This window comes from Marinomonas shanghaiensis (assembly GCF_003259175.1).
GTDB classification, from domain to species: Bacteria; Pseudomonadota; Gammaproteobacteria; order Pseudomonadales; family Marinomonadaceae; genus Marinomonas; species Marinomonas shanghaiensis.
The window spans coordinates 255,728-281,448 of record NZ_QGOK01000005.1; the positions used below are offsets into that span (position 1 = coordinate 255,728).

At 44.8% G+C, this 25,721-nt stretch carries 29 protein-coding genes; 20 read left to right on the top strand and 9 right to left on the bottom strand.

What is annotated here, in order from left to right:
* Positions 1-6: 6 nt before the first annotated feature.
* Positions 7-927 (bottom strand): DUF808 domain-containing protein, encoded by a 921-nt coding sequence (locus DKT73_RS04950; protein ID WP_111637462.1) that lies wholly within the window; start codon positions 925-927, stop codon positions 7-9.
* Positions 928-951: 24 nt separating this feature from the next.
* Entirely contained in the window at positions 952-1,719 is a 768-nt protein-coding gene (locus DKT73_RS04955; RefSeq protein ID WP_111637463.1) for an IclR family transcriptional regulator, read from the bottom strand.
* Between the two features lie 152 nt (positions 1,720-1,871).
* Here DKT73_RS04955 and DKT73_RS04960 point away from each other — a divergent pair, with 152 nt between their 5' ends.
* The 5 genes from DKT73_RS04960 to DKT73_RS04980 all read left to right on the top strand — a co-directional run bounded on the left by DKT73_RS04960 (position 1,872) and on the right by DKT73_RS04980 (position 6,790).
* Positions 1,872-3,056 (top strand): GAK system CofD-like protein, encoded by a 1,185-nt coding sequence (locus DKT73_RS04960; RefSeq protein ID WP_111637464.1) that lies wholly within the window; start codon positions 1,872-1,874, stop codon positions 3,054-3,056.
* 165 nt (positions 3,057-3,221) lie between these two features.
* Complete coding sequence (locus DKT73_RS04965) at positions 3,222-4,250, top strand: response regulator (protein WP_111637465.1); 1,029 nt, start codon at positions 3,222-3,224, stop codon at positions 4,248-4,250.
* 4 nt (positions 4,251-4,254) lie between these two features.
* A complete protein-coding gene (locus DKT73_RS04970; protein ID WP_111637466.1) occupies positions 4,255-5,214 on the top strand; it encodes a GGDEF domain-containing protein in 960 nt (319 codons plus the stop codon).
* Positions 5,215-5,247: 33 nt separating this feature from the next.
* Complete coding sequence (locus DKT73_RS04975; RefSeq protein WP_111637467.1) at positions 5,248-6,138, top strand: DUF4394 domain-containing protein; 891 nt, start codon at positions 5,248-5,250, stop codon at positions 6,136-6,138.
* A complete protein-coding gene (locus tag DKT73_RS04980; protein WP_111637468.1) occupies positions 6,128-6,790 on the top strand; it encodes a methylamine utilization protein in 663 nt (220 codons plus the stop codon). The genes DKT73_RS04975 and DKT73_RS04980 overlap by 11 nt, the downstream gene beginning before the upstream one ends.
* Positions 6,791-6,880: 90 nt before the next feature.
* Here the strand turns inward: DKT73_RS04980 and DKT73_RS04985 are convergent, their stop codons facing one another.
* A complete protein-coding gene (locus DKT73_RS04985) occupies positions 6,881-7,366 on the bottom strand; it encodes an ATP-dependent zinc protease family protein (RefSeq protein ID WP_111637469.1) in 486 nt (161 codons plus the stop codon).
* A 206-nt stretch (positions 7,367-7,572) separates the two neighbouring features.
* Between DKT73_RS04985 and DKT73_RS04990 the strand changes: the two genes are divergently transcribed.
* The gene (locus DKT73_RS04990) at positions 7,573-8,493 is read left to right on the top strand and encodes a D-hexose-6-phosphate mutarotase (RefSeq protein ID WP_111637470.1); all 921 of its coding nucleotides are present in this window, start codon (positions 7,573-7,575) and stop codon (positions 8,491-8,493) included.
* Between the two features lie 98 nt (positions 8,494-8,591).
* Here DKT73_RS04990 and DKT73_RS04995 read toward each other — a convergent pair whose 3' ends face one another.
* Positions 8,592-9,368: an exodeoxyribonuclease III gene (locus DKT73_RS04995; RefSeq protein WP_111637471.1), complete on the bottom strand. Its 777-nt coding sequence runs from the start codon at positions 9,366-9,368 to the stop codon at positions 8,592-8,594.
* 117 nt (positions 9,369-9,485) lie between these two features.
* Between DKT73_RS04995 and pyrE the strand changes: the two genes are divergently transcribed.
* Entirely contained in the window at positions 9,486-10,133 is a 648-nt protein-coding gene (gene pyrE, locus DKT73_RS05000; protein WP_111637472.1) for an orotate phosphoribosyltransferase, read from the top strand.
* Between the two features lie 49 nt (positions 10,134-10,182).
* Here pyrE and slmA read toward each other — a convergent pair whose 3' ends face one another.
* From slmA to dut, 3 genes are all read right to left on the bottom strand, one after another.
* Positions 10,183-10,776 (bottom strand): nucleoid occlusion factor SlmA, encoded by a 594-nt coding sequence (gene slmA, locus DKT73_RS05005; RefSeq protein WP_111637473.1) that lies wholly within the window; start codon positions 10,774-10,776, stop codon positions 10,183-10,185.
* A 58-nt stretch (positions 10,777-10,834) separates the two neighbouring features.
* On the bottom strand, positions 10,835-11,743 hold the full coding sequence (argB, locus tag DKT73_RS05010; RefSeq protein ID WP_111637474.1) for an acetylglutamate kinase: 909 nt from the start codon (positions 11,741-11,743) through the stop codon (positions 10,835-10,837).
* A gap of 320 nt (positions 11,744-12,063) precedes the next feature.
* Entirely contained in the window at positions 12,064-12,519 is a 456-nt protein-coding gene (dut, locus tag DKT73_RS05015) for a dUTP diphosphatase (RefSeq protein ID WP_111637475.1), read from the bottom strand.
* A 188-nt stretch (positions 12,520-12,707) separates the two neighbouring features.
* Between dut and DKT73_RS05020 the strand changes: the two genes are divergently transcribed.
* Together DKT73_RS05020 and dcd are read left to right on the top strand one after the other, a co-directional pair.
* Positions 12,708-13,235, top strand: a complete 528-nt coding sequence (locus DKT73_RS05020) for a dCTP deaminase domain-containing protein (protein WP_157959155.1) — start codon at positions 12,708-12,710, stop codon at positions 13,233-13,235.
* Complete coding sequence (gene dcd, locus DKT73_RS05025) at positions 13,235-13,753, top strand: dCTP deaminase (protein ID WP_111637477.1); 519 nt, start codon at positions 13,235-13,237, stop codon at positions 13,751-13,753. The genes DKT73_RS05020 and dcd overlap by 1 nt, the downstream gene beginning before the upstream one ends.
* On the opposite strand, the gene coaBC is transcribed toward dcd, so the two are convergent.
* A complete protein-coding gene (gene coaBC / locus DKT73_RS05030; RefSeq protein WP_111637478.1) occupies positions 13,743-14,972 on the bottom strand; it encodes a bifunctional phosphopantothenoylcysteine decarboxylase/phosphopantothenate--cysteine ligase CoaBC in 1,230 nt (409 codons plus the stop codon). The two genes, dcd and coaBC, sit on opposite strands and share 11 nt — an antisense overlap.
* Before the next feature lie 105 nt (positions 14,973-15,077).
* On the opposite strand from coaBC, the gene radC reads away from it, so the two are divergent.
* From radC to DKT73_RS05085, 11 genes are all read left to right on the top strand, one after another.
* The gene (radC, locus tag DKT73_RS05035) at positions 15,078-15,752 is read left to right on the top strand and encodes a RadC family protein (protein WP_111637479.1); all 675 of its coding nucleotides are present in this window, start codon (positions 15,078-15,080) and stop codon (positions 15,750-15,752) included.
* Positions 15,753-15,927: 175 nt separating this feature from the next.
* Positions 15,928-16,254 (top strand): helix-turn-helix transcriptional regulator, encoded by a 327-nt coding sequence (locus DKT73_RS05040; protein WP_111637480.1) that lies wholly within the window; start codon positions 15,928-15,930, stop codon positions 16,252-16,254.
* Positions 16,248-17,564 (top strand): type II toxin-antitoxin system HipA family toxin, encoded by a 1,317-nt coding sequence (locus tag DKT73_RS05045; protein WP_111637481.1) that lies wholly within the window; start codon positions 16,248-16,250, stop codon positions 17,562-17,564. Before DKT73_RS05040 ends, DKT73_RS05045 begins: the two co-directional genes overlap by 7 nt.
* A gap of 176 nt (positions 17,565-17,740) precedes the next feature.
* On the top strand, positions 17,741-17,977 hold the full coding sequence (gene rpmB, locus DKT73_RS05050; RefSeq protein WP_111637482.1) for a 50S ribosomal protein L28: 237 nt from the start codon (positions 17,741-17,743) through the stop codon (positions 17,975-17,977).
* A gap of 11 nt (positions 17,978-17,988) precedes the next feature.
* The gene (gene rpmG / locus DKT73_RS05055) at positions 17,989-18,159 is read left to right on the top strand and encodes a 50S ribosomal protein L33 (RefSeq protein WP_111637483.1); all 171 of its coding nucleotides are present in this window, start codon (positions 17,989-17,991) and stop codon (positions 18,157-18,159) included.
* A 164-nt stretch (positions 18,160-18,323) separates the two neighbouring features.
* Positions 18,324-19,142 (top strand): bifunctional DNA-formamidopyrimidine glycosylase/DNA-(apurinic or apyrimidinic site) lyase, encoded by an 819-nt coding sequence (gene mutM, locus DKT73_RS05060; protein ID WP_111637484.1) that lies wholly within the window; start codon positions 18,324-18,326, stop codon positions 19,140-19,142.
* Positions 19,143-19,353: 211 nt separating this feature from the next.
* The gene (locus tag DKT73_RS05065; RefSeq protein WP_111637485.1) at positions 19,354-20,346 is read left to right on the top strand and encodes a BMP family lipoprotein; all 993 of its coding nucleotides are present in this window, start codon (positions 19,354-19,356) and stop codon (positions 20,344-20,346) included.
* 92 nt (positions 20,347-20,438) lie between these two features.
* A complete protein-coding gene (locus DKT73_RS05070; protein ID WP_111637486.1) occupies positions 20,439-22,010 on the top strand; it encodes an ABC transporter ATP-binding protein in 1,572 nt (523 codons plus the stop codon).
* Positions 22,007-23,104 carry an ABC transporter permease gene (locus DKT73_RS05075; RefSeq protein WP_111637487.1) on the top strand — a complete coding sequence of 366 codons (1,098 nt, stop codon included), beginning with the start codon at positions 22,007-22,009 and terminating at the stop codon, positions 23,102-23,104. The genes DKT73_RS05070 and DKT73_RS05075 overlap by 4 nt, the downstream gene beginning before the upstream one ends.
* A 9-nt stretch (positions 23,105-23,113) precedes the next feature.
* On the top strand, positions 23,114-24,082 hold the full coding sequence (locus DKT73_RS05080) for an ABC transporter permease (protein ID WP_111637488.1): 969 nt from the start codon (positions 23,114-23,116) through the stop codon (positions 24,080-24,082).
* Position 24,083: 1 nt separating this feature from the next.
* Complete coding sequence (locus DKT73_RS05085; RefSeq protein WP_198666545.1) at positions 24,084-24,500, top strand: cytidine deaminase; 417 nt, start codon at positions 24,084-24,086, stop codon at positions 24,498-24,500.
* Between the two features lie 46 nt (positions 24,501-24,546).
* Here the strand turns inward: DKT73_RS05085 and DKT73_RS05090 are convergent, their stop codons facing one another.
* Positions 24,547-25,626, bottom strand: a complete 1,080-nt coding sequence (locus DKT73_RS05090) for an AbrB family protein (RefSeq protein ID WP_111637636.1) — start codon at positions 25,624-25,626, stop codon at positions 24,547-24,549.
* Positions 25,627-25,721: the final 95 nt, after the last annotated feature.

Consider the following 25,721-nt stretch of genomic DNA (forward strand, 5'->3'; position numbering starts at 1 on the left):
GTGTGTTTAGATGACTTTCTTGTTCACTTTTATCTTATTAAAGAGTGACACCACACCAACGGCAATGCTTCCTAGAATCAAACCAACGAATAAGCTGATGCCTGTGTTGATCAAGCTGGTTAGTACCGGAATGTGCGCCATTTCACCGGATATCGCCATATCAGCAAGGTGATGCAAGGTTGGTAAACCATGAACGAAAATACCGCCGCCCACTAAAAACATCGCGATGGTGCCGACAATGGAGAGCAGTCGGATTAACATGGGGGCGCCTTTTAATATCACCAGACCAAGTCGTTTAACCAAGGCTTTGCTTGATTGCGTTAAATACAAGCCAATGTCATCAAGGCGCACAATCAGCCCGACTAATAAATATACGCCGACGGTGACAACCAAAGCGATTAGGCTGACGACCATGGTTTGGGTCAACAAACTTTGTCCCGCTACGGAGCCAAGGGCGATGACAATGATTTCGGCGGATAATACAAAGTCGGTTCGAATCGCGCCTTTTACTTTGCTTTTTTCTAGTGCTAGCAGTTCTGTGGCTGAGTTGGCTTGTTTGAGGTGGTTTCTCAGTGTCTCTTTTTCGTCGTGGTGGTTCTTGAAGAGATGAAGCACTTTTTCGACACCTTCAAAACACAGATACAAACCGCCTGCCATTAACAACGGTTGGATTAGCCAAGGGATAAAGGCGCTTATAGCGAGTGCCAACGGCACGAGAATCAGTTTGTTTATGAAAGAGCCTTTGGCGACGGCCCAAACCACGGGCAATTCACGGTCGGCTTTCACGCCCGACACTTGTTCAGCGTTTAATGCAAGATCGTCCCCCAAGACGCCAGCGGTTTTTTTCGCCGCCACTTTGGAAAAAACCGCGACATCGTCCAGCAGTGTGGTTATGTCATCAAGCAATGCTAATAGACCAGTTGCCATGCTTTTCTCTCTTATCGTGAGGGGTTAATCACACGCGCCAAGGCGTTTTGATATGGTGTTGGCGGCATTTTTTACTTGGTTTTTCATGGCCTCATAGACCTCATCGCTGGTTCGAAAAGCCGGAGCGGTGACACTGATCGCCGCGACGGCTTCATGGCGCGAGTTGAAAATAGGCGCCGCTGCGCATTTTATGCCCATCTCATGTTCTTCTAAGTCGAGGGAAATGCCCTGCTCTCTGATCTGGGCCAAGTTGGCTTTTAGGGCATCCGGAGTGGTTAGGGTATGCTCTGTATGGCGGAAAAAGGCTTGATGTTCGATGACGGCTTGTTGTTTGTCATCGGGTAAAAAAGCCAACATGGCTTTACCAACACCCGTGCAGTAGACGGGGCCTTTTTTTCCGACCGCAGAATAAAGTCGTAAGCTCTTAGGGCTTTCCAGTTTATCGATATAAATAACCTCTGCGCCGTCTAAAACCGCAAGGTGAATGGTTTCTTGGGTGCTGGACCACAGTTCTCGCATGGGGGCGGCGGCTACGTCTCGAATGTCTAAGTTTGCCCAGGTGCGGTGGGCAAGTGCAAGCAATCCATAGCCAGGATAATAGGCTTGTTTGTGTTCATCAAAACGCACCAAGCCATGCTCAAGCAGGGTATTTAGTTGGCGATGAGCGGTGGCTTTAGGCAGTTCAGAAAGTTCGACCAATTCGGCAAATCGCAGTGGTACTGGAGAGGTGCAAACGTGGTTCAGCATGGTGAGTGCTTTGCTTAGAGATGACCCAGAATTTTTGGTTTCCATGGCGCTTCCTGAAAGTAATACGTGCTATTGTTTTAATGACGTTTTGCATGGCGAGCATTTTAGCATTGTGTATCATGGGAAGATAACATCAAGCCAATTTTAAACGTTTTCTAACGCTTGCTGGCGACTATTTTGATTTGTATGAGGTTTATATGACAAGCTCTTTACGTATTTGGCGTCGTATGGTGATGCCAGATCCTGTTCGTGTTCATCGTTATCAGAGTTTGCCGGAACAAGGGCCAAAAGTGTTGTTTTTTAGTGGCGGCTCAGCATTAAACAAAATTAGTCGCGTATTTAAGGAGTACACGCACCATTCCATTCATCTTGTGACGCCGTTTGATTCGGGTGGCAGCTCTGCGCGATTACGTGCTGAGTTTGATATTCCGGCCGTTGGGGATTTGCGTAGTCGTTTGATGGCATTGGCGGATGAAACCGTCATGGGGCAACCAGAAGTGTACAATTTGTTTACTCATCGGCTTCCTCAGCAAGCGGAGTTGTCCGTATTAAGAGCTCAGCTACAGCAATTGGTTGCGGGAGAGCATTCGTTGATTGAGTGCATTCCTAATCCCATGAAAGCTTTAATTCAAATGCATTTGGCCGTGACTCAAGCACGTATTCATCATGATTTTGATTTACGTGGGGCCAGTATTGGCAATCTGATTATGGCGGGTGGGTATTTGAATAATCAGCAACAGTTAGACCCGATTGTCTTTTTATTCTCGCGCCTCGTAAAAGCGTTAGGTGAGGTGAAAACCACCCTTGATGCCAGTTTGCATTTGGGCGTTGAACTCGATAACGGGGATGTTGTTTTAGGTCAGCATAAGATTACCGGCAAAGAAACGCACTCATTACCGAGTCCGATAAAGCGAATTTGGTTAAATAAGGGGCTGCGTAATATCGTGCCGACGAATCGTTATATTGCGGATGACCGCAAAGACGCCATTGAGGGGGCTGATTTGATTTGTTATCCCCCCGGCAGTTTTTACAGCAGCTTGCTGGCGAATCTTTTGCCAGAGGGCGTTGGCCGTGCGATTCGTCAGAATGCTAATCCAAAAGTATATTTACCTAATTTGGGTATGGACCCAGAGCAGCAAGGCTTGTCGTTAATGGAAAGAGTGAAGCGCTTGATAGAAACCGTGTGTGCGGATGATCAATCCGTCGCGTATTTCTCCGCTTTAGATTATCTGTTACTTGACGATAAATATGATTATGGCGACGTTGATGTTGATGCTTTAATGGCGATGAATGTCACTGTGATCAAAACCCCATTAATAATGGACAAACTGCATAAGTACGATGAGCGTTTAGTGACGAAAGCCTTATTATCGTTTGTTTAGTTCGCACTGTAATTTGATAAAAAGGTCTAGATTATAGTAAAGCAAGGGGAATTAACTGCATTTATGTTGATTTTGGTTACGTGAAATAACATTTTTGTGGTTTTAGAAACGACACTTTAGGTGTCATAGTATGCACCAGTGACACTTATCAAAAAGAGAAGGGTAATGAGTACACGAGTACTGATTTGTGATGATTCAAAAATTGCGCGTAAGCAATTAACAAGAGTGTTACCAGCGGATTGGGATATTGATGTTGACTATGCAGAGCATGGGGAAGAAGCGCTAAATAAAATATCGGCTTCCACGTTTGATATTTTATTTCTGGATCTCAATATGCCAGTGAAAGATGGCTATGAGACGCTTGAAGCACTGCAATCTTTTGAGTCATCTCCGGCTGTGATTGTGGTGTCGGGAGACATTCAGCCGAAAGCGATACAGCGCGTAAAAGAGATGGGCGCTGTGGCCTTTCATAAAAAGCCTGCGTCAGCGGAAGAGTTGCGGACGTTGTTGATTTCATTGGGGCTGTTCTCTGATGATGCGGCTGATCGTAATTTGGATCAATCCACTACGGTTATTGAGGAAAAGACGGCTGCAGAGCAATTTACTCTTAATGAGTGCTTGCAGGAAATTTCGAATATTGCCATGGGACGTGCTGCGAGTGTCTTGGCCGATATGCTGAATGTTTTTGTCAAATTGCCGGTTCCTCGAGTTAACATCTTAGAGGTCAGTGAGCTGCAAATGGCGCTGGATTATAGCGTCAAAGACGACAGTTGTTCGGCTGTTTCTCAAGGGTTTGTGGGTTCTGGAATTGCGTTTGAAACCTTACTGATTTTTAGCGATTCGAGCTTTCCAGATATGGCAAAGCTGCTCAGTATGACAGAAGTCATCGATTCAGTGGTCGAAGTTGAGCTGCTGATGGACGTATCGTCTGTATTGGTTGGTCCATTTATTGATGCATTTGGTAAGCAGTTGAATATCGATTTTAGCCATAGTCATCCAGCCTTATTTGCGCAACATGCGAAGGTGGCGGATTTAGTGAACATCAAAAAAGCCAAATGGAAACGTACGCTGGTGGTTGAGATTGTTTACGAAGTAGAAAATTATCAAATTAGTTGTGACTTGATGATGCTGTTTACTGAGGATTCTGTATCGGTATTGGAAAATTTGCTGTCCTATTTGGTTGAGGAAGATTAGACAAATGAGCAGTAACGCAGAAGATATTATGGAACTGCATTGGCTATTCGATATGCTTCAGCATATCGATGTGGGCTTGGTGGTTTTAAACGACAAATATGAAATCAAGCTCTGGAATAGTTTCATAGAAAATCACAGTGGGGTGAGTTCTTCTATTGCCAAAGGGCAGTCTTTATTTAATATTTTTCCGACGATTAATAGTAATTGGTTGCAGCAAAAATTAGACAATGTGATTGCGTTAAGAACGTCCATTTTTATTTCGTGGGAACAACGTCCCCATCTTTTTCCTTTTAAAAGCTATCGTCCTATTACTGGGATAGCAGAAAAGATGTATCAGAATGTTGCTCTACGACCGATTACCAATGCGGATGGTACGGTAAAGTACGTTTGCATGGTGGTTTATGATGTGACAGATGTCGCGACGAATAAGGAATCACTCTCTAATGCCAATCGTAAGTTAGACTATTTAAGTAAAACAGATCCACTGACATCGCTGCATAATCGCGGCAATCTGGATAAAGTCTTGAGCAATGCTTTTGATGCCTTTAAACAGCGTGGTGGCTCTCATGCTTTGGTGATGGCCGACATAGATCACTTTAAACAGGTCAATGATCAATATGGTCACCCCGTTGGGGATCAAGTGTTGCAAGCGGTCGCTAAGGTGCTTTCTTCTGGTGCCAGAAAAACGGATTTTGTTGGCCGTTATGGTGGTGAAGAATTCGTTATTGTGTTGCCTAATACAGACGCCGCTGGCGCGCTTTTTTTCTGTGAAACCGTGCGTAAGAAAATTGCTGAGATCAAAGTAAAAGTCGCTGATACTACTGTCTCTGTGACGATAAGTTTCGGTATATCAGAAGCGTCTCTGTCTGATAAAGATGTGCATGATTGGTTAAGTCGTTCCGATGAAGCGTTATACAAAGCAAAAGAGAGTGGCCGAAATCGATCTGTTGTAAGTGGCGTTTAGTGGTTTCTAATAAAATTAAGAAAAGGTTACCTAATGCGTAAAATACGTTCCCTATGTTATGTCATACTCTTGTTGTCTAGTACGCTTCATGCGCAGTCTATACCAGAGATGGCGCCTGATGCTGAGCTGCCAGAAAATATGCTCGCGCTGTTGTCCAATAATAGGTTAATCAAATTTAATGTGGCGCACCCAGATACGATCATAAGTCGTGTGTCATTGCAGGGGATTAAAACCCCAGATGAGCGTATTATTGGTATCGATTATCGTGTTGCCTATGGTGTCTTGTATGCCGTCTCCAATACCGGTCAGGTGTACACTGTTAATACAGACTCAGGTCAGATGACAGCGATAGGTGAGCCTGCGCAACAGCTTGTTTTGGATGGAACCTTGTATGGCGTAGATTTTAACCCAGCAGCAGACCGTATTCGTGTCGTCACGAATGCTGCTGTAAACAGTAGGATGCACCCTGAAACGGGTCTTTACGTGGACAATAATCCCGACTTAGCCGGTGTACAGCTTGACGCGTCGTTGCAATATAGCCTTGGTGATGTGTCGTATGGTGTCGCACCGCATTTGGTTGCTGCAGCCTATACTTACAACACAAAAAACAGCAAGTTGACGACGAATTTTGCGATTGATGCGGTACAAGGTGCTTTGGTTACGCAAGGCACGCGAGAGACCGATGTGAACCAAGTGTCCCCTAATACAGGCCGACTTTACACGGTTGGTAAATTAGCGACAGGGCCTGTGGAAGATGCACATTTTGATATTGCTGATGTGACCAATGCGGCGTATGTGGCATTGAGAGCTCAAGAGCATTCCTCCTATACCTTATATAAGATCAGCTTGGATGATGCGCAGCTGATGAAAATCGGAGAGATCGCCTCAGGCCAATCTATAGTAGGCATTGCCATTGAACCTTAATCGTATTTTTTTATTCTGTCTGGCGGCTATCGGTGGGCTATGGTTACCCTCTGCTTGGGCACATACTGTATCCGTTACCTTAACGTCGCCAGATGGCAAGCCGCTGGATCATAGCGCGGTGTTTTTTGAGCCTCTCTCGTTCAAAGCAAAAGCGGTCAGTAAAGATTTACCCGCGGTAGTGATTGCTCAAAAAAGACAAATGTTTTTGCCCGCTGTGACGGTGCTGCAAGCTGGGACTCGAGTTGAATTCCCTAATCTTGATACGGTTCGTCACCACGTTTACTCATTTTCCGAGGCAAAAACATTTGATATCAAACTCTATCTTGGACGTGCGCCGTCCAGTGAATTGTTTGATCGGTCGGGTGTGGTGGCATTGGGATGTAATATTCATGACACCATGATCGCTTGGATAGTGGTGGTTGATACCCCTTATTTTGCATTAACCGATAAGGCTGGTAGCGTTACTCTGGATCTGCCTGCTGGGGATTATCATTTGAAGGTGTGGGACCGAAGACAACTGGATGCCCCAAATGATGGGCAACGGATCACGGTAGCGGGTGATCAGACATTTGCTGTGTCCACTGAGGTGCTGGATTTTGATCCCTATGCAGACGTCACAGGGCAATCTGTTGAGGATATGCAAGCCCCATAGTCTCATAGCGCAAGATCGCCGATGTAGGGAAAGACATCGGCCTTTGACGCGAACAGCGATATAAGTTCACACATCTCTCTTTATTACTCATTATACCTTGGTTGTGGCGTACAGTGACTGTAAGGTATTTTTTGCTTTTTCTCCGAGTAGGCACATGCCTTCTGGATCAATTAGGATTCGGCCATTCATCGCTTCTCGTCCGAGTAGCATTCTGTAGCCCATACTATCGCGATTGGTGAGTGTCACCTCTGCTTCCCATGTTTTACCGCCAAGAGAAAGAGGGACGCGAATGACTGGGCGTTTTTCTTTGTCTCCACTGGAGCTTTTTATGACGCGCTGGTCAATGAGAGGCGCCTCACAATGCACGGTGACTTTGCGGTTCTTTTGTAATGGATGCACATCAAATCTTACCCAGTGCTCATCTTCACGCGTAAAGCGGACAATGTTGATTGCGTGCATGGAAGAGGTTTTCGCACCCGAATCAACTCGTGCTTTGATCGCTGGAATATCAAGAGAAGGAAATGCGCACCACTCGTCGCAACCAATGATCATTTTTGGTTCGTTTTGTTGATTCATAAAGAAGATATTACCTTTTAAAATGAAAACAGAAGCTGGTTCGGAACGTGTTTGTCGTTGCTGTGTTTTATAACGTAAAACTCAGACTAGGTTAAGTCTTTATTCGGTTATCTGCTTTGTTGAATTGTCGATATAAACTCAAGCTATTGTAATCATGCTATCTGCAGCTAATATGGGCGTACGAAATTATTTTGACGGAGTTGTAGATGAATGGCCGACTGATGAGAGAGCTTGAAGAGTTGGGAGGCGAAATACGCCCAGCGAGCTTAAAAAAATGCGATGAAATTGTCATTGAACAACCAGGCTTTAGTGCGACCATCGCATTATGGGGCGGGCATTTAGAAAGCTTTATTCCAGCGGGTCAAGAAGATCTGTTGTTCCAATCTGACAACCCTGGCGGTGAAGGGCGCTTTGGTCGTCGACATTTTGGTGTGCCTGTCTGTTGGCCTTGGTTTGGTGCTCATGAGACGCAAAATGATTATCCTGCTCATGGCTTGGCGCGATATTTTCGTTGGGAATTTATTGAAGCAGGTCGTTTTAAGAATGGTGATGTCAAAATTGTGATACGTTTGGCTTCGGAAGAGCATCCTTTAATTGAAGAAATGTGGCCTTTGGCGTTTGAGTTGCGTCAGGTGTTTCGCTTTTCCAGCAAGGGCTTTCGGATCAACTTTTCGTCAGCCAATTTGTCTGATAAGCCGATGCCAATTAGTGAAGCTTTGCATACTTATTTTCATGTATCGGATAATCAAACTGCGCAGGTCCATGGTCTAGATCAAGTGAGCTATGTCGATAAATTTGATAATGGCAGTCAGAAAGTACAGCAAGGTGTCATTACGCCATGTGATCATATGGACAGAGTTTACACATCGGCGCCAGAGGTGTGTGAAATACTGGATATGGGTCTACAACGAAAATTGGTGATTCACACAGAAGGCAGTCACAGTACTGTACTGTGGAATCCAGGTGCAGAGCTCGCAAAGCAGCGCACGGATATGGAAGACGAGGACTATCGTCGCTTTGTTTGTGTCGAAGCCGCGAATGCACTCAGTGATGCCTACGTGATTCCTCCTGGAGGCATTCATCAATTAAAGCTCAAAGTAAAACATAAAGCTTTAGTGACGGCATAAGCAGCGTTATTGAACACGTTTTTGCCAAGACAACAAAAGGCCCACGAGAGTTACCTCTTGTGGGCCTTTTGTTTATCGACTTGTTTTCAAATCGAACTCTAGTCGATATTGTATTCCATGATCAGCGGTGCGTGATCAGAAAAACGCTGACCTTTATAAATGGTGCCGCCTTGGATTAAGTTTTTGATGCCAGGAGTGGTAATTTGATAATCCAAACGACCCCCTTCGTCTAGTTTCCATGCGCGTTCATAATCAGGCCACCAAGTATACTGCTTGTCCTGTTTATTCACTTGACGGAAGGCGTCAATGTATTCCATTTCATTGAATATTTCGTTTATCCACTTACGCTCTTCTGGCAAGAAACCAGAATTGCGTTGATTAACAAACCAACTGCTTACATCAATAGGAGAGCGCGCAACGTTAGCGGTTCCGCAGAAAATAAACTCTCGGCGTTTACGGCGGGTTTTAATCAGGTGATTTTTAAAACCTTCCATAAAGCGATATTTGTGCTCTTGTAATGACTCTTCGTGATTTGAGCCGTGAGGCGTCAAAAAAGCACCAATACTGACTTTATCGAAGTCAGCCTGAATGAAGCGTCCTTCGAAGTCGCATTCAGGAAAGCCCATGCCTGTCATGATGGCTTTGGGCATGGTCTTACAATAGATAGCAACGCCTGCTTGTTCAGGATTTTCCATCGAGTCAAAAAAATACGTATTGAACTCTGGCGGAAAGAAAACACTGTCATTTAGACTGCGTTCATCTGCTTGTATGTCTTGCAGACACACAACATCTGGGTTCTGACGAACCATCCATTCAAAAAAGCCGCGGTCTGCTGCTTGTCTTATACCATTTACATTAAGGCTGATGACCTTCATTTCTGGTCCCTACAATTCCTAGCCGTGTGTTATATTAGCACCTATCCAATGTTGGCATGGCTTCGCTCGTTCTTGGCGGCGCTTTGTTGTGTACTATTTTATCTTTCTGGAGTTGGCATGAAACCTTACCAAAGAGACTTTATTGAATTCGCTATTGAACAAAACGTGTTGCGCTTTGGCGAATTTACGCTTAAATCAGGCCGCGTAAGCCCCTACTTTTTTAATGCAGGCTTATTTAGTTCTGGCCAAGCACTAGCTAAGTTAGGACGCTTTTACGCAACCTCATTAATGGAAGCAAATGTTCCATTTGATGTTCTGTTCGGTCCTGCCTATAAAGGCATTCCGTTGGCAACCACAACTGCGGTTGCCCTCTATGACCATCATAATGTAGACACACCATACGTTTTCAACCGTAAAGAAGCAAAAACTCACGGTGAAGGCGGTTCTCTTGTAGGTGCTCCGTTAGCGGGTAACGTCATGATCATTGATGACGTTATCACTGCAGGGACCGCCATTCGAGAAGTCATGGCAATCATCCAACAAGCTAATGCGCTTCCAGCGGGTGTTCTTATCGCCTTAGATCGTCAGGAACGAGGCCAAGGTGAGTTGTCTGCTATCCAAGAAGTCGAACGTGACTTCGGTATGCCCGTCATAAGTATCGTCTCGTTAAACGACATTATGACGTATTTGGCAGAACAGGATGCCCCAGAATTCGCTAAGCACCTTGATGCGGTAAAAGCGTATCGTTTGCAATACGGCATTTAATGCAAAAAATGATGCTATAAAAGCTAGGTATGAGGTTTTGCCTCAGACCCTAGCGGTTTAGCATCAAATTTTGTGCCAAAGCTGTCCATTGTTCTTGCCAAATTTCCATTGGCTTTACTTTAAACCCGCTACGCACGTAGTGGCGTATCTTGCCTTCGATAATAGCGATTAGAAAATTTGCACAGGGAGCAACGCCCATTGCTGGTCGCAATCCTTGTTTTAAATCGGCTTCACGCATTACCTGTTTCAGCTGAGTTTCAATGCGATCAAAAACTTGCGCAATACGGACGCGTAATCGTTCTGTTTCGCCCGCTAATGCATCGGCTGTGAGTAAACGGCACATGCCTGGGTTTTGCTCAGCAAATCCGAGTACCAGCGTCATGATCATTTCGATACGAGAGACCACATTGCTTTCTTCTTGGATAATACGAGTAATGCGCGTAAAAAGCGTTTCTTCAATAAACTCGATTAAGCCTTCAAACATTTTGGCTTTGCTTGGGAAATGGCGATATAAGGCCGCTTCCGATACGCCAACTTGCTTAGCTAACGCCGCCGTTGTGATACGCGCTCCAGGGCTACTTTCTAGCATCTGAGCGAGTGCCTGCAATATTTCAGTGCGACGATCGTGTTTCTTATTGCTCATTTGTCGTATCCAATTACTAACAATATTGTCAATTCATCACATTAACAACAGTGAAGACCTATTCACCCACTTTCGTGTTGGATATGAGTGTACCCACACCAGTATCGGTAAAAATTTCTAATAAAGTGGCATGAGGTACTCGTCCATCGATAATGTGAGCGCTTGTTACCCCTGAATTAACAGCCGATAGCGCGCAACTAATCTTAGGCAACATACCACCATAAATCGTGCCGTCAGCAATGAGGGCATCAACTTGAGCGGTGCTTAGCCCAGTTAGCACATTGCCTTGCTTGTCTTGTACACCTGAAATATTGGTCAGTAGCATGAGCTTTTCTGCGCCAACCGCTTCCGCTACTTTGCCTGCGACGAGATCCGCATTGATGTTGTAAGAATTACCTTCATCATCTACACCAATTGGTGCAATAACTGGGATCAAGTCGCTGTTTTCAAAAAACTTTAAGAAGCTGGTGTCAACACTGGCGACTTCGCCAACATGGCCGATGTCTACCTGTTCCGGTGTTGTCATGCCTTCCGCTTGGTGTTTTACGAACAGCTTTTTCGCTTTGATAAAACGACTGTCTTTACCTGTGATGCCGATGGCTTTACCGCCCGCTTCACAAATTAAGTTAACGATTTCTTTGTTTACTTGGCCACCTAGTACCATTTCAACCACATCCATGGTTGCTGTGTCAGTGACACGCATACCGTTGATGAATTTGGATTCGATATTCAGTTTAGCCAGCATATCGCCAATTTGTGGGCCGCCACCGTGAACCACGATTGGATTAATGCCGATGGCTTTCATCAAAACGATGTCTCTTGCAAAACCAGCTTGTAGGGTTTCATCTGTCATGGCATTGCCGCCGTATTTAATAACCAGCGTTTTACCAGCAAAGCGTTGAATGTAAGGAAGCGATTCGCTTAAAACCTTAGCAACATCTAAAGCAGATTCACGAGAAAAAGCCACGTTTTACGTACTCCTGTAAACAAAAATGGGTCGCATAAAAAAACAGACTGTATCAATAAAAAACACTTCTATTCTTTACTATATTATCCGGTTGCTGTGGCAAAACGATGACAGTCAAGGCTGACAACGAGTGTAAGCAACCACTTATGGTTAAAATAATAACGTGATCTTGGCGGATTAACTATAGAAATTTGTATGAAACTTACGAAGTTTGGGCTTATGAAAGTAAATTTCAGTTGTACTGAAAAAGATGGGTGAATGAATGTGGTAACAGAGGCTAAAAAGATGAAATATTCTCACCTTTTTAGCCGCTTTTTTGCTTATTTTGTGCCTGTATGACCAAAGCCGCCTTCGCCGCGTTCGGTGTTATTAGAGAACGAATCTACAAAATCCAAATCAACTTTTACAATGGGCTGAAACAGTAATTGGGCGATTCTGTCTCCTGGATTTACGGTGAAAGGTTCTTGCCCATCATTGTGAATAAGAATGCCGAGTTCTCCATGATAATCTGAGTCAATGACTCCTGGATGCGCTCTTACGCCATGCTTTAGTGCTAACCCTGATCGAGAGGCAATGATTGCCACAATGTTAGGGTCTTTCATATTAAACGCTAAGCCAGAAGGAAAAAGATGACGTCCACCGCTTTCAATGATAACTGATTCCGTTATACATGCCCTTAAATCTAAGGCGGCAGATCCTGGCGTCGCGTATTTTGGAAGTTCAATTGAGTCACCAAGTAAAGGATTAACTATTCTGGCTTCTATCTGTCTGTGCATAAATGTGACCTCATTTATAACTGTGATACCTTATGAATTCCGCAAATATACCATGTTCGCTATTCTTTGGTGTGCAGGTGAGTTTATTTTTTGCGTAGTTTGGCTGATTGCAAGGCCTTTATTAGGGAAAGCATGAGAATGTAGGGAGTCAACTTGTGATATTGAATAGCAATTTAAAGGCATGTGGAGTGAGTGTTTTTCCTAGTGTTGAGCTAGGAAAAGAAAAAGTGTCCGTTGATTTATCTGTGGGTGTTCTATACCAACGAAGTGGGGATACCGATTGGCTAGAAATAAAGAAATCTGTTGTATTGCAACCGAGTAGTTGCGTCATTATTGAAACTCAGGAAAGTATATCTATGCCGAATAATGTATTTGGTATGCTTTCGACCAAAGGAAGTATTGGCGGGAAAGGTATCATAACGGCTAATACCAAGTTGGATCCTTTGTTTGTCGGTAAGCTAAGAATCCCCGTTTTTAATGTCAGCGGTCGTAAGGTTGAATTGCAAGTTGGGCAAGCGTTTTGCTCTATGTCGTTTTGGCGAACCGAGGCGCCAATAGTTGGAATGGAAACTCGTACAGCAATAAAAACTCAACCAAAAACCGAAAATTGGTTGAAAGATTTCTGGGGAAGGTACTCAGCTCAGATTTTAACCGGCGCTTTTTCAATTTTTGGCTCTATTATCGCGGCTATAATGACAGTGACATTGGGGGGATAATGCTTTTAACAAGAAATGCTTTGCAGGCTTTAGTGACGGCGGGTTTGGCTGTTAATAAAAATAATGCTGTGCAGGTTGACGTATCTTCTATTTGCCTGCGGTTAGATAATCAATTTACCGTGTATGATCCTTATGAGGGGGAGCCTTTTATTCCTCCAAAAGCAATGCCTAGCACAATGAAAACCATTGCTCAAAATGATTTTTTTATCTTGCCTCCGGGAGGCAGTGTTCTGGCTTGTACGGAAGAGTATATTGCTATGCCAAATGATAAATTTGGTTTAGTTCAAACAAAAGGCTCTATTGCTAGAGGGTTTATCTCTGTTCATATGAGTGATGGGCAAGTGGATCCTGGCTACAAAGGAAAAGTAACGTTAGAGATCGTAAACATGAGTTCGTTTTATTACAAACTTGTACCGGGAATGCCAATTGCGTCTTTATTTATTATTAATACAGACGAAAGTGTAGAACCTTATGATGGTCGCTATCAGTCTTCCAGTGGCCCTACTGCTATGAAGTAGAAGGTCCTAGGGTGTACTCGTTGATAAATTCAACCAGTACACTCGCTAGCCGGCTTTTTGCGGCTTTATCTGGCGACCACGTTTGGTCTTTGGTGATCACAGTGACTTGGTTCTCGTCTTGATTAAAACCAATGTCGGCACGAGATACGTCATTGGCGATGATAATATCCAAACCTTTGCGTTCGAGTTTGCTTTTCGCGTATTCGATCACGTTTTGCGTTTCTGCCGCGAAGCCGACGATGGTTTTTGCGCGTTTTTGTTGGGCAAGTGTGGCGATGATGTCTGGATTTTTAACGAGCGTTAGGGTGACTTCATCTGTGTCGGATTGTTTTTTCATTTTCTGATCACAGGCTGTTTTCATTTTAAAGTCGGCCACCGCTGCGGCGCCAATGAAAACATCTGCTTGATTATTCATGCTTTGCTGACAAGCCGCTAGCATGTCATCGGCGCTTTTCACCAAAATGAGGTTCGCACCCGATGGTGCTGTTATTTGTACTGGTCCACTGACTAAGGTGACCTTGGCACCACGAGCTATTGCGGCCGTGGCGAGGGCATAACCCATCTTGCCTGAGCTGTGATTGCTGATAAAACGAACGGGGTCGATGGCTTCCATGGTGGGGCCAGCGGTGATCACCCAATGTTGGCCGGATAAATCTTGTGTTATTGAATCGTTTTCGAAGTGAGCGGTAACCGCATTGAAAATATCGCTCGGTTCGCTCATGCGCCCAGGGCCAATGTCACCGCAAGCTTGTGCCCCATCAGCTGGGCCAATATTGAGCACACCGCGTTCGGTAAGAAGCTTGGTATTGGCTTGCGTGGCAGGATGACGCCACATGGCTTGGTTCATGGCCGGCGCCAGTAATACGGGCGATTCGGTGGCTAGGCACAAGGTACTTAACAAGTCGTTTGCCATGCCTTGAGCGTAGCGCGCCATGAAGTCAGCAGAGGCGGGTGCAATGACAATTAAATCCGCCCATTTTGCCAGTTCTATGTGTCCCATTCCCGCTTCGGCATTTGGGTCTAATAAGGTGCTGCGTACTGGGTGACCAGAAATCGCTTGCAGCGTCATTTCGGTGACAAAGGCTTTTGCGCCATCGGTTAAAACGACTTGAACCTCGGCGCCCGCCTTGGTGAGCAAACGAATCAGTTCGATGCTTTTATAAGCGGCAATGCCACCGGTAATGCCTAATAAAATGCGTTTTTGAGCGAGATTTGACATAAAAAACTTCTCAATTCGTGCTGTGGTCGATAAAGTGAGTAAATAGGCAGGACGCCAGTCTCATTGACATTAAATGCAAGATTAACATGGATCAAGGAGTAGATCATGAGTATTAAACATTGGCCTGAACAAGAAAGACCCAGAGAAAAGCTTATTCATCAAGGGGCGAGTGCGCTGAGTGATTCCGAATTGCTGGCGATATTTCTTCGAACTGGCACGCAAGGCATCAGCGCGGTGGAACTGGCCCGTCAAGTGTTGTCCCAATTTGGCGGTTTGCGTGCGCTTATGTCGGCCAGTCGCGAAGAATTTTGCCAAGGCTTTGGTCTTGGTGATGCAAAATACACCCAACTACAAGCCGTGTTAGAAATGTCCAAACGACATTTACAAGAACAACTGATGCGCGAAACCGTGTTTACCAGCGCGGAACACGTCCGAACTTACCTTTCTTCTCAACTACGCCATTCCCAGCGAGAAATATTCGCGGTGCTCTTCTTAGATACTCAGCACAGGTTAATCCGCTATCAAGAGCTCTTTATGGGCACCATAGATGCCGCGGCGGTTTATCCGCGTGAAGTCGTTAAAGCCGCACTGCAATTCAATGCTGCTGCGGTCATTCTGGCTCACAATCACCCAAGCGGCGTGGCAGAGCCCAGTCAGGCGGACATCAGCATTACCGAAAGAATTAAACGTGCGTTGGATCTAGTCGATGTGCGATTGCTTGATCACTTTGTAGTGGGCGATGGCTCGCCTGTGTCCTTGGCCGAGAGAGGGTTGGTGTAGCTTGTATTTTGATATAGGATAAAGTTCTTATTTGGTTACTTTGATAGTTAATTATTAGTTAAAGTGACTATTTAGGGATTTTGTTTGATTTTATTTGACGACATTTTAGAAAGGTTCTAAATTTAGGACATAAGAGGTGATTTAATCTCACAATGTAACCATATTGGAACCTTGTATGACTATTGAAAAATCTTCGGCTGCTCTTTCTGAGGAGCTTGGAGAGCGTTTAAAGCAAGCTAGGTTGAATCTGAACCTGACTCAGTCCGAGGTCGCGGCACTTGCTGGTGTTGCTCGCAAAACGGTTTTAAATGCCGAAAAAGGTAAAGTGCAATTAGAAGTGTTTGTGGCAATCATGATTGCATTGAATTTAACGGATCAATTGAATTTATTTCTGCCAAAACAAGAAATATCACCATTGCAACTGGCTAAGCTAGAGGGCAAAAAACGACAGCGAGCGTCTGGGCAGCATCGGGAGAGTGATGGAGGAAAATTAGGATGGTGATGGAAGTTGTTAAGGTTTCCTATCTAGGTCACGACGTTGGCGCCGTGAGTTTTGATAGTGATAAAGGCATTGGAGCTTTTGAATATACAGCAAGCTTTATAAAAAAAGGGATAGAGCTTTCCCCTCTTAAAATGCCGTTATCCAGACGGATTTTTAGTTTTCCTGAACTTGATTTTAATACCTTTAAAGGTTTACCTGGATTAATTGCAGACTCTCTCCCCGATAATTTTGGTAACTCAGTTCTTAATGCTTGGGTGGCAAGTCAAGGTAAGTCTCCTAATGACATTTCTCCTCTACAACGGCTTCAATACACTGGGAAAAGAGGTATGGGGGCTCTGGAGTATTCACCCGCTACAAAGCTGCGTAGCCTGAATGCATCGCAACAAGTTGAAATTCAATCTCTTGTTTCAATTGCGCAAGAAATTTTAGACTCTCGTGGTGTATTTGAGGTAGAGCTTAATAAGGATGGACGAGAAGAAAGAGAAGCAATGTTGTCGTTACTCTCTGTTGGTATGAGTGCTGGCGGAGCAAGGCCTAAGGCGGTATTGGCATTTAATAAAGACTTTACTCAAGTTCGCTCCGGACAAACGACCGTTCCTGAAGGTTTTACGCATTACCTAATGAAATTTGATGGTGTAAATGAACACAATCAGAACCAAGAGACATTTGGGGATCCCTTAGGTTACGGAGCTATGGAATTTGTTTATTATTTGATGGCCGAAAGTTGTGGTATTGAAATGATGCCCTGTAGGTTGCTTGAAGAAGGTGGCAGGCGGCACTTTATAACGCAGCGATTTGATCGCGTAAGTAATACCAAAGTCCATGTCCAGACTCTCAATGGGTTGGCCCATGTTGACTACAATAAACCAGGCTCATTTTCCTATGCAGAAATATTCAGTGTGGCTCGGCAATTAAAGCTGCCTGCAACGGATGCCCAGCAGATATTAAAGCGCATGGCATTTAACATCATTGCTAGAAACCATGATGATCATGCCAAGAATTTTGCTTTTATTCTGAAAAATGATAAGTGGTCGTTAGCACCAGCCTACGATTTAGCCTATAGCTACAAACCCGGAAGTAAATGGGTCAGTAGTCATTGGATGAGTTTGAATGGGAAAAGAGATGGCTTTACTAGAGCGGATTTTTATAGCTTACAGAAGCTGAGTCCTTTATTCAGTAAGCGCAAAATCGATAACGTCATTGATGAAACGATTGAGTGCGTATCTCAATGGCGATCTTTAGCCCAAGAGTGGAATGTACCTCGGTCTCTTAGAGAGGAAATCCAATCTAACTTAAGACTTAGCCTTTAGATTATGTGAACTGATCATTTTTTTAACAAAAGAATTGCTCAATGGGTTGGGTTATGGGAAAATGCGCGCCGCTATATCCTCGGTATGGGATTTTTTTGATTCATAAGGAATCATGCTCCGCCTGAGGAAGTGAAACACTTCCAATAATCTTTCTGGATAGCAAAAGGTATTTAATTATGTCTCGCGTATGTCAAGTTACTGGGAAGCGTCCTGTTACAGGTAACAACGTTTCTCACTCAAAACGCCGCACTAAGCGTCGTTTTCTTCCAAACCTTCACTGGCACCGTTTTTGGGTCGAAGGTGAAAACCGCTATGTACGTTTGCGTGTATCTTCTAAAGGTATGCGTATTATCGATAAAAAAGGTATTGAATCAGTTCTTGCTGAAATTCGTGCCAACGGCGAAAAAGTATAAGGATCTGAATCATGGCTTCTAAAGGCGCTCGCGATCTAATTCGCATGGTATCTTCTGCTGGTACTGGTCACTTTTACACAACTGACAAGAACAAGCGTAATACTCCTGACAAACTTGAAATGAAAAAGTATGACCCAGTAGTACGTAAGCATGTTATGTACAAAGAAGCGAAAATTAAATAATTTTCTTTCTTTGTCAAAAGGAACCGACTCATTGAGTCGGTTTTTTTGTATCTAGCATATAGTAGTAGAAGCAAGTTGTTCATCTGGTCAGTTTTTTGCTGTATCTACTTGCTGCACTTTTTTCGTTTACTCAGTATTGTCTGTGTCTCGCATTGAGGTCAACCATGCCGGAATTACCAGAAGTAGAAACCACATTACGTGGCATTGAGTCTAAGTTAATAGGACGCACTCTTGCGAGAGTGGATATTCGTCAGCCTAAATTACGCTGGTTGATAACGCCTGAGCTAAGCTCTGAGATGGTAGGAGACGAAATCACTCATCTATCTCGTCGTGGCAAATACATTGGTATTCATACTGCAAAAGGTACCTTGATTGTTCATCTTGGTATGTCTGGAAGCTTGTATTTTGTGCCAGCCGAGACGCCGCCGATGTTTCATGATCATGTGGATTTTTGCTTTGCCGACGATGATGTATGGTTGCGGTACACGGACCCTCGTCGCTTTGGTGCCATTTTGTGGACAACAGCGGATTGGAACGAGCACGAATTGATCAAGCATCTTGGGCCAGAGCCTCTGTCTGATCTGTTTAATGTTGATATGCTGTTTGCCCGTGCAAAGGGCCGTAAAGTCCCCATCAAAACCTTTATTATGGACAGTAAAGTCGTGGTGGGGGTGGGAAATATTTATGCCAATGAGGCCTTGTTTAAAGCGGGTATTCGTCCTGATCGTTTGGCGGGTAAGATCAGTAAAGCGCGTTTGGCGCGTTTGGTCGAATGCATTAAAGTGGTGCTGGCGGCTGCCATTAAACAGGGCGGCACTACCTTAAAAGACTTTGTTGGTGGGGATGGTAAGCCGGGTTATTTTAAACAGGAGTTGGCGGTTTACGGCCGAGCGGATAAGCCTTGTTTAGTCTGTGGCGCTCCCCTCAAAGAGATTCGTCAGGCCCAGCGTAGTACGGTATTTTGCGCTAATTGCCAATCTTGACCGTTTGTTTAAATTGGGCATGAGAATTGCTAATGGCTATTGTTGCATACATCGTCTTTCAATAAATGGCTTTGTGATGGGCAGTATAGGTAAAAATGTTGCTTAAATTGTGCAGATTACATTGCGGTATTCTGCTAATGGGTTTATTTTTGACCAGTTAGGCAAGGTTAAGAGTTGCCTAGATTAGATTACATACATAAGAGGAATTGGAATGAAAGCTGTCTTTCTTGCGTCAGCAACGGCGCTGGCCATCTCATCAAGCATGGCTCACGCGGCAACAGAACCTGCAGTGGTTTACGATCAAGCAGGTAAATACGATAAATCTTTTAACGAAGGCGTCTACAACGGCGTTAAAAAATACTCGGAAGATACGGGCATTCAAGTTCGTGAATTTGAACCGAAAAACGAAGCTCAAGTAGAGCAAGGTTTACGCCGTCTTGCTAAGCGTGGTTATTCTCCAATCGTAACGGTTGGTTTTAACATGACGTCTGCGGTCGAGAAAGTAGCGAAAGACTTTCCAGAAATTAATTTCACCATCATTGATGGTGTGATTGATCTACCAAACGTGCAATCAGTTGTTTTTAAAGAGCACGAAGGCTCGTTCTTGGTCGGTGCTCTTGCTTCTATGGCATCAAAAACAGATACCGTAGGTTTTGTTGGCGGTATGGACATTCCTCTAATCCGTAAGTTTGGTTGTGGTTATGAGCAAGGCGTGAAGTACGCGTCTCCTAGCGCGACCGTTTTGCAGAACATGACGGGTTCCACTGGTGCAGCGTTTAATGATCCAACAAAAGGCTCTGAGCTCGCTAAGAGCCAGTTCTCTCAAGGTGCTGATGTTGTGTTTGCTGCCGCCGGCGGAACCGGTATTGGTGTATATCAAGCGGCGAAAGACGAAGGTAAATTGGCGATTGGTGTTGATTCAAACCAAAACCATATTCAACCAGGCACTATGTTAACCTCCATGGTAAAACGAGTGGACGAAGCCGCTTATAAAACTTACAAAGATGCCGCAGCGGGTACTTGGAAACCAGGTATGGTTGTTCTCGGTTTGGCTGAGGGCGGTGTGGATTGGGCTCAGGACGAGAATAATGCCAACTTGATTACCGCTGACATGAAGTCAAAAATCAGTGACATTCGCGCTAAGATTATCAGTGGTGACATTAAAGTTCACGATTACATGTCTGATAATACTTGTAACTACTAAGTTGCATGAAAAAACAGTTGCCTGCTTTGAGTGGGCAACTGTTTTTTTTACCTTAGCATTTTTACTCATAAGCAGATGAATTCCTTTTAGATATGACGAATAAAACCATGCCATACGCAATTGAATTGCGAGACATTAGTAAACGTTTTGGTGCCGTTCAGGCCAATAAAGACATTTGCTTACAAGTTCCAGCAGGTACGATTCACGGTATTATTGGTGAGAACGGCGCTGGTAAATCCACTTTGATGAGTATTATCTATGGCTTTTATGAAGCCGATACGGGTTATATTGAAGTCGATGGCAAGCGTGTGGATATTCGCAGTTCTCAAGACGCCATTAATGCAGGCATAGGTATGGTGCATCAGCATTTTATGTTGGTTGAGAACTTTAGTGTTCTTGAGAACGTGATGTTAGGCGCTGAAGGTGGCGCGCTATTAAAGGGCGGAGTAGCTGCGGCAAGAGTCGAACTGCAGCGTCTCGCGAAAGAATACAGTCTCGACATTGATGTCGATGCCATTGTTGAAGAATTGCCGGTTGGTTTGCAGCAGCGTGTTGAAATTTTGAAAGCCCTTTACCGTGGCGCACGCATTTTGATTTTAGATGAGCCAACGGGCGTATTAACACCACAAGAAGCGGATCACTTGTTCCGTATTTTGAAAGCCCTAAAAGATCAGGGCGTTACGGTTTTGCTGATCACTCATAAGCTGCGTGAAATCATGGCTTCCACTGACAATGTGTCGGTGATGCGCCAAGGTGAAATGGTGTCTCATCGTGAAACTATCCATACCAGTAAGGAAGAGCTTGCTGAGCTTATGGTGGGTAAGAAAGTGCGTTTAACGGTCGATAAAGAAGACGCTCAGCCAAGTGAAGTCTTGCTGTCGGCGCAGAATTTATCTCAGTTCGATAGCCAAGGTGTAAAACGCCTTAAAAATGTCAGTTTAGCGTTACGCGCAGGGGAAATATTAGGGATTGCGGGCGTGTCAGGGAATGGACAAAGTGAGCTGCTGAGCGTGTTGTCTGGCATTACGCCGATGGATGAGGGTGAAATTCATTTCGCGGGTCAGGTAATCAATGCGAAAGCTCCGAAAAATGCGGCACAGATGCGCGATCTCAAAATGGCTCATGTGCCCGAAGATCGCCACAAAATGGGCTTGGTAACGGGCTTTGAAGCTTATGAAGCCGCCATACTAGGCTATCATAATTCGCCAGTTTATAACGGCAAAGTGTTGATGAATCGCAAAGCCATGTTGGATGAATGCAATGCCCGTATGGCGGCTTGGGATGTTCGTCCACCGAATCCTTATCTGAAAACAGCGAATTTTTCTGGTGGTAATCAGCAAAAAATCGTTATCGCCCGTGAAGTAGAACAAAACCCAGATGTGTTGTTGATTGGTCAGCCGACACGAGGTGTTGACATCGGGGCAATCGAAAATATTCACGAACAAATTGTTAAACTACGTGATGCAGGCAAAGCCATTTTGTTAGTGTCCGTTGAATTGGATGAAATTATGGCACTGAGTGATCGCATCATTGTGATGTTTGATGGCGCGGTTGTGGGTGAACTTGATGCAAAAGACGCCGACGAACGCACCCTTGGTTTAATGATGGCAAATGCCCATTACAAAGAACAAGAAGGCGAACAGCAAGAAGGGGTATCGGCATGAGTCAGGCAAAAGTTCCGACTTGGGTAAATATTGCCCTTATTCCTATCTTAAATATTTTGCTGGCATTTTTGGTTTCAGGTTTGGTCATTCTCGCCATTGGTGAAAACCCAATTGAAGCCGCAGGTTACTTAATTTACGGTGCGTTGGGGTATAACGAAGGTATTGGTTATACCTTGTATTACGCTACGAATCTCATCTTTACTGGCCTTGCGGTATCGGTTGCCTTTAAGGGCGGATTGTTCAATATTGGTGGTGAGGGTCAAGCCTATATTGGTGGTTTAGGGGTGGGTTTGATCTGTTTGTCTCTTGATCATACTATGCCGTTTTATGTGATTGCGCCGTTAGCGGTGATTGGTGCCGCGGTGTTTGGGGCTGCTTGGGCCTATATTCCTGCGTATTTACAGGCACGTCGCGGCAGTCACATCGTTATTACTACGATCATGTTTAACTTTATTGCGTCTTCGCTGATGGTTTATCTCATCGTCAACTGGTTAAAAGAAGACGGTCGTATGGCGCCAAACAGCCGGACGTTTGAAGAAAGTGCTTGGTTGCCTTATTTGCACGAACTCTTTTCGCCGTTGGGCATTGATATTGGTGACTCGCCATTGAACCTTGCTTTTATTTGGGCGCTTTTGTGTTGTGTATTTGTATGGGGATTGATTTGGCATACGCGTTGGGGCTATCAACTGCGTACATTAGGAACGAATCCAACCGCAGCGCGTTATGCGGGCATTGATACGGCAAAAGTTACCATTTGGGCGATGTTGATTTCGGGCGGTTTGGCTGGCTTCGTGGGTCTTAACGAAATCATGGGGGTAAATCATAATCTATTGCTTAACTTTACGGCGGGTTATGGTTTTGCTGGTATTGCGGTGGCCTTGATGGGACGTAATCACCCTATTGGTATTATTATCGCAGCAATTTTGTTTGGCGCTTTATATCAAGGCGGTGCTGAATTAAATTTTGAAGTTCCAACGATTACGCGTGATATAGTCGTTGTTATTCAAGGTTTAGTGATTCTATTCTCTGGTGCGCTTGAACATATGTTCAAAGATCGTATCGAAGGCTTTTTTATTCGCAGAGCGGTCGCGTAGGGGAAAACTATGTTTGAAACATTGATACTTATGTTAGACGCAACGATGCGCGTTTCTACACCGCTGATTTTTGCCGCGCTGGCAGGATTGTATTCAGAGCGAGCGGGCATTGTTGATATCGGTCTAGAAGGTAAAATTCTTGGTAGTGCGTTTGCGGCGGCTGCAGGGGCTGCAGTGTTTGGTTCAGCTTGGATCGGTTTGTGTTTTGGCATATTGGCCTCTGTTAGCTTGGCTATGATTCATGGCTTTGCTTGTATTACTCATCGTGGCGACCATATTGTGTCGGGTGTGGCGATTAATACCATCGTAGCGGGTTTGACGGTGACCTTGTCTATGCACTGGTTTGGGATGGGAGGGCAAACCCCCGCATTATCTGGAGACGCACGTTTCCTAGACATCACTTTTCCTTTTGCCGACGCTTTACAAGATGTACCTGTAATTGGTGCGATTTATTCAAATCTGCTCAGTGGTCATAACATCTTGGTTTACTTAGCGTTTGCTATGGTACCTGTTACTTATTGGGTGGTTTATAAGACGCGTTTCGGTTTGCGTTTGCGTGCCGTAGGAGAGAATCCTCATGCGGTGGATACGGCGGGGATTTCGGTGTCTTTTATTCGTTATCGTGCTTTGATTATTTGTGGCATTTTGTGTGGCCTTGCCGGTGCGTATTTGTCGACTGCCCACAATGCAGGTTTCTTAAAGGACATGAGTGCGGGTAAAGGTTATATGGCTTTAGCCGCGCTGATCTTCGGTAAATGGCGTCCAGTTCCTGTGCTGTTGGCGTGTTTGTTATTTGGTTTCTTAGATGCCGTTGCTGTGCGTATGCAGGGTGTTGAAATTCCAGGTATTGGACAAGTGCCTGTTCAGGCGATAGAGGTATTGCCTTACGTGTTAACTGTCTTGTTACTTGCGGGTTTCATTGGTAAAGCCATAGGACCAAAAGCAATAGGTCGACCCTATGTCAAAGAGCGGGCTTGATATGTCTAATATGAAATACCGCGACGCTCTGTTTGATCTGGCAAACAATGCCATGAGTAAGGCCTATGTGCCTTACTCTCGTTTTCCCGTTGGTGCGGCAATTTTGACTAAGACCGGTAAATTATATGCTGGCTGTAATGTTGAAAATGCGGCTTACCCAGAGGGTACTTGCGCAGAAGCGGGTGCGATTGCGGCGATGGTGCTTGATGGTGAAACGCAGATTCAAGACATTTATGTGATTGGCAAAGGGGAAGAATTGGTGACGCCATGTGGCGGTTGTCGTCAGAAAATTCGTGAGTTCTCTTCTGTGGATACTAAAATCCATATTTGTGGTGCAGAAGGCGTGAGGAAATCCCTCACTATGAATGAATTATTGCCTTTTTCATTTGGCCCAGAAAATCTGGAACAGGCCAGCTAGTGTTCAATCGTTATTTTAAAAACCACCTTCGGGTGGTTTTTTCGTTTTAGGCAGTTTTATGGCTGGAAAGCCAGCGGGCGAGCATAGGACCAGCAATGAGTACCAATAAAAAGCGCGCTACCTGCATGGCCATTACAAAAGACACGTCAGCATGGGTGGACGCTGCAATAATGGCAACGGAATCGGCACCGCCTGGACTGGTGGCGAGGAAAGCCGTGAGAGGATCGATATCCGCAAAAATAATCAAAAGCATGGCCAGGCAAGCGTTGATCACAATCAGCGCAATGATGGCACCTAGTACGTGTGGAAACACATGCCATGCGTGTTGCAAGGCTTGACGAGTGAAGCGAAAGCCAATTGACCAACCCAATACCGCAAAACTGATGGCCAAGCACCAGTTAGGTAACACAATGGGCAGAATGCCAGTAAACTTAATGATTAAGCCAACCGTTAACGCAATCAACATGGGACCACTGGGTAAGCGTAATATCACACCAGCCACGCAGGCTGCTAAAATAATAGTTAAGGTGATGCCAAAGGCCGACCATGATGACACGCCTAGCCAATCTACGGGCTCGATAGCCAAATTATCCACATGAAACACGCTGGCGACGACGGTGGCTGCAATGGCGCAACAGGCCACGCGCAAATACTGCATAAAGGCGACCAGTCGCATATCTGCGCCATAGGATTCCGACATGATGGTCATTGCCGATGCCGCACCGGGAGACGAGCCCCAAATGGCTGTGGTACCAGGCAATAAGCCAGTGCGGCTTAGCAACCAACCTAAAAAACTAGACGCAACAATAGTCGAAACCGTGCCAATTAAAAACAAGGGCCATTCTAGAGCAATTTTTGCAAACACGGTTAATGGTAAGCTGTTCGCTATCATCATGCCTAAAACGCCTTGTGCCATTAAAAACATGGGTTTTGGTAGCTTCATGCCTGCACCGCTGGTGGCTAAAATAATGGCGGTAATCATTGGGCCAAGCAGTAATGCAGCCGGTAGTCGAAAGAGTTCGAATATCACTACCAACACAAACGAGGCAAGGAGCAATACCGTGAGTCGCCATGGCGCTGTCCAACGAGAAGGGGTGGTGATAAGCGATAAAATAGGTGAAGGCATATTAGTCATCAAAAAAGCGTGGTTTTTAATGGCGCAAAGCATACCTTAAATGAGAGGGTATTATTGGTGTCTCTGGTTATGTTAACCATACTCTC

What these genes read in the sequence shown, in the direction of transcription:
- DKT73_RS05090 (WP_111637636.1), bottom strand. Translation starts at nt 25,626, where the DNA reads ATGCCTTCACCTATTTTATCGCTTATCACCACCCCTTCTCGTTGGACA.
- DKT73_RS04975 (WP_111637467.1), top strand. Translation starts at nt 5,248, where the DNA reads ATGCGTAAAATACGTTCCCTATGTTATGTCATACTCTTGTTGTCTAGT.
- DKT73_RS04950 (WP_111637462.1), bottom strand. Translation starts at nt 927, where the DNA reads ATGGCAACTGGTCTATTAGCATTGCTTGATGACATAACCACACTGCTG.
- dut (WP_111637475.1), bottom strand. Translation starts at nt 12,519, where the DNA reads ATGCACAGACAGATAGAAGCCAGAATAGTTAATCCTTTACTTGGTGAC.
- DKT73_RS05075 (WP_111637487.1), top strand. Translation starts at nt 22,007, where the DNA reads ATGAGTCAGGCAAAAGTTCCGACTTGGGTAAATATTGCCCTTATTCCT.
- DKT73_RS04965 (WP_111637465.1), top strand. Translation starts at nt 3,222, where the DNA reads ATGAGTACACGAGTACTGATTTGTGATGATTCAAAAATTGCGCGTAAG.
- DKT73_RS04995 (WP_111637471.1), bottom strand. Translation starts at nt 9,368, where the DNA reads ATGAAGGTCATCAGCCTTAATGTAAATGGTATAAGACAAGCAGCAGAC.
- DKT73_RS05040 (WP_111637480.1), top strand. Translation starts at nt 15,928, where the DNA reads ATGACTATTGAAAAATCTTCGGCTGCTCTTTCTGAGGAGCTTGGAGAG.
- coaBC (WP_111637478.1), bottom strand. Translation starts at nt 14,972, where the DNA reads ATGTCAAATCTCGCTCAAAAACGCATTTTATTAGGCATTACCGGTGGC.
- DKT73_RS04985 (WP_111637469.1), bottom strand. Translation starts at nt 7,366, where the DNA reads ATGAATCAACAAAACGAACCAAAAATGATCATTGGTTGCGACGAGTGG.
- DKT73_RS04970 (WP_111637466.1), top strand. Translation starts at nt 4,255, where the DNA reads ATGAGCAGTAACGCAGAAGATATTATGGAACTGCATTGGCTATTCGAT.
- DKT73_RS05080 (WP_111637488.1), top strand. Translation starts at nt 23,114, where the DNA reads ATGTTTGAAACATTGATACTTATGTTAGACGCAACGATGCGCGTTTCT.
- slmA (WP_111637473.1), bottom strand. Translation starts at nt 10,776, where the DNA reads ATGAGCAATAAGAAACACGATCGTCGCACTGAAATATTGCAGGCACTC.
- DKT73_RS04955 (WP_111637463.1), bottom strand. Translation starts at nt 1,719, where the DNA reads ATGGAAACCAAAAATTCTGGGTCATCTCTAAGCAAAGCACTCACCATG.
- DKT73_RS05070 (WP_111637486.1), top strand. Translation starts at nt 20,439, where the DNA reads ATGACGAATAAAACCATGCCATACGCAATTGAATTGCGAGACATTAGT.
- DKT73_RS05065 (WP_111637485.1), top strand. Translation starts at nt 19,354, where the DNA reads ATGAAAGCTGTCTTTCTTGCGTCAGCAACGGCGCTGGCCATCTCATCA.
- DKT73_RS04990 (WP_111637470.1), top strand. Translation starts at nt 7,573, where the DNA reads ATGAATGGCCGACTGATGAGAGAGCTTGAAGAGTTGGGAGGCGAAATA.
- rpmG (WP_111637483.1), top strand. Translation starts at nt 17,989, where the DNA reads ATGGCTTCTAAAGGCGCTCGCGATCTAATTCGCATGGTATCTTCTGCT.
- DKT73_RS04960 (WP_111637464.1), top strand. Translation starts at nt 1,872, where the DNA reads ATGACAAGCTCTTTACGTATTTGGCGTCGTATGGTGATGCCAGATCCT.
- rpmB (WP_111637482.1), top strand. Translation starts at nt 17,741, where the DNA reads ATGTCTCGCGTATGTCAAGTTACTGGGAAGCGTCCTGTTACAGGTAAC.
- pyrE (WP_111637472.1), top strand. Translation starts at nt 9,486, where the DNA reads ATGAAACCTTACCAAAGAGACTTTATTGAATTCGCTATTGAACAAAAC.
- dcd (WP_111637477.1), top strand. Translation starts at nt 13,235, where the DNA reads ATGCTTTTAACAAGAAATGCTTTGCAGGCTTTAGTGACGGCGGGTTTG.
- DKT73_RS05045 (WP_111637481.1), top strand. Translation starts at nt 16,248, where the DNA reads ATGGTGATGGAAGTTGTTAAGGTTTCCTATCTAGGTCACGACGTTGGC.
- radC (WP_111637479.1), top strand. Translation starts at nt 15,078, where the DNA reads ATGAGTATTAAACATTGGCCTGAACAAGAAAGACCCAGAGAAAAGCTT.
- mutM (WP_111637484.1), top strand. Translation starts at nt 18,324, where the DNA reads ATGCCGGAATTACCAGAAGTAGAAACCACATTACGTGGCATTGAGTCT.
- DKT73_RS05085 (WP_198666545.1), top strand. Translation starts at nt 24,084, where the DNA reads ATGTCTAATATGAAATACCGCGACGCTCTGTTTGATCTGGCAAACAAT.